At 44.8% G+C, this 1,626-nt stretch carries 2 protein-coding genes; both read left to right on the top strand.

Going from position 1 to position 1,626, the window contains the following annotated elements; translation table 11 throughout:
* Positions 1-871 (top strand): glycoside hydrolase family 32 protein (locus ON063_RS14480; RefSeq protein WP_274665602.1); only part of this gene is annotated, 871 nt, incomplete at its 5' end.
* 119 nt (positions 872-990) lie between these two features.
* On the top strand, positions 991-1,626 hold a 636-nt coding region (locus ON063_RS14475), incomplete at its 3' end, for a LytS/YhcK type 5TM receptor domain-containing protein (RefSeq protein ID WP_342455062.1).

Raw genomic sequence — 1,626 nt, 5'->3', positions numbered from 1 at the left:
TCCCAAAGTGTGGGCTGACAACGATAAATTCTATATGATTCTTGGTACACGTGATGAACTGAATGGAAAAGTTGTGCTCTACGAATCAGATGATGCCCTTCACTGGAGAGAACAAGGCATCATGGCAGAGGGAACTGGGGAGCATGGATGGATGTGGGAATGTCCCGATCTTTTTACTCTGAATGGTCATGATGTATTGTTACTCTCTCCACAAGGAATGGAACCAACAGGAGATCGCTATCACAACCTACATCAATGCGGTTATTTCATAGGTAAGTTCGATGTAACTACGACACAGTTCACACATGGTTCGTTCTCCGAGTTAGATTATGGTCATGACTTTTACGCTGCCCAAACCTTTCTCGATGATCAAGGTAGACGAATTTTGATTGCTTGGAACGCGATGTGGGAACAAGATTGGCCGGAGCAACGAGAAGGCTGGACGAATCAGATGACCATACCACGTGAATTAAGAATAAGAAATAATCGACTCTGGATGACTCCGATTGAAGAAATGAAATGGTTACGTCAATGTTCCTTCCCTCTTGAATCACCTTGTTTCTCAGGAAAAGCGTTTGAGCTTGAGTTTGACGTGCAAGGCGCATTTCAGTTCAGTTGCTTTCAAGGTACCGCTACACTTTCCGTCGCTAAAGGCTACATCCAACTCGTTCGAAACGAAACAGAACGAAGGATTCAGGCTAACTGTGAACGAGTTCGTCTATTCATCGATTCTTCTTCTATCGAAATTTTTATAAATGATGGTGAGTATGTCTTTTCTAGTCGTATCTATCCAGTGAATCACACGTTACAACATCACCTTACTGGCAACATTTCAAATATCATGTACCATTCCTTTGAGTCAGGAGAATGAAGCAGGTCCGAAATCAATTCGGATTTGCTTTTTTTGCATATTACGAAGCATTTTATAATTGACATTATTTTGGAGACTGCTACGGTTAACGTATAGTCTATCGAAAAGGTCGTGAAGGAATGACGCTCACCGTCTTGTTACTGAACGCCTGTGTTGCGTTTACCGGGTTTTATATCATCTCGAAAATTTATCATTCTACGCTCTTCCATTCACAATTTTTCCGTAGCTTTATCATCGGTCTATTGGCCGGTGCGCTCGGTCTTTTTTTGATGTACAACGCCGTCGAGGCCAACGATACGGTACGTGTGGATTTACGTCACTTACCGCTCGTCCTACTCGCGTTTTACGGTGCTCGGGCACCCTTGTTTATTGCGACACTCGTCATTGCGAGCACGCGTTTCTTGTTCGGGATGACAGAACAAGCTTTCATCGCCTTTATCGCGACGTTCATCGTCAGTATCGGGATGCTCTGGATTCATCGTTTGCTTCGCGAACGACTCTTTTTACAAAGCATCTTTTTAAACGTGTGGGCACTATTCATTATTTCGCTCGCCGTTTATATCAATATGGGCTGGAGCGCGGCATACGTCTCCCTCGTCTTGACTATTTGGATGGTCGGGATGCTCGTCGGTCTCCTCTCGAGTACACTCACGATCGACTTAGAGAAGACGACGAGACGCGCACTCGAATATAAACAATCTTCCGAACGGGACCACTTGACGGGCCTGTTCAACCGTCGCGTCTGGGACCGCTAC

The organism is Exiguobacterium sp. B2(2022) (assembly GCF_028823655.1).
Taxonomy (GTDB): domain Bacteria; phylum Bacillota; class Bacilli; order Exiguobacteriales; family Exiguobacteriaceae; genus Exiguobacterium; species Exiguobacterium aestuarii_A.
This window is presented reverse-complemented; position numbering and strand designations above follow the sequence as displayed.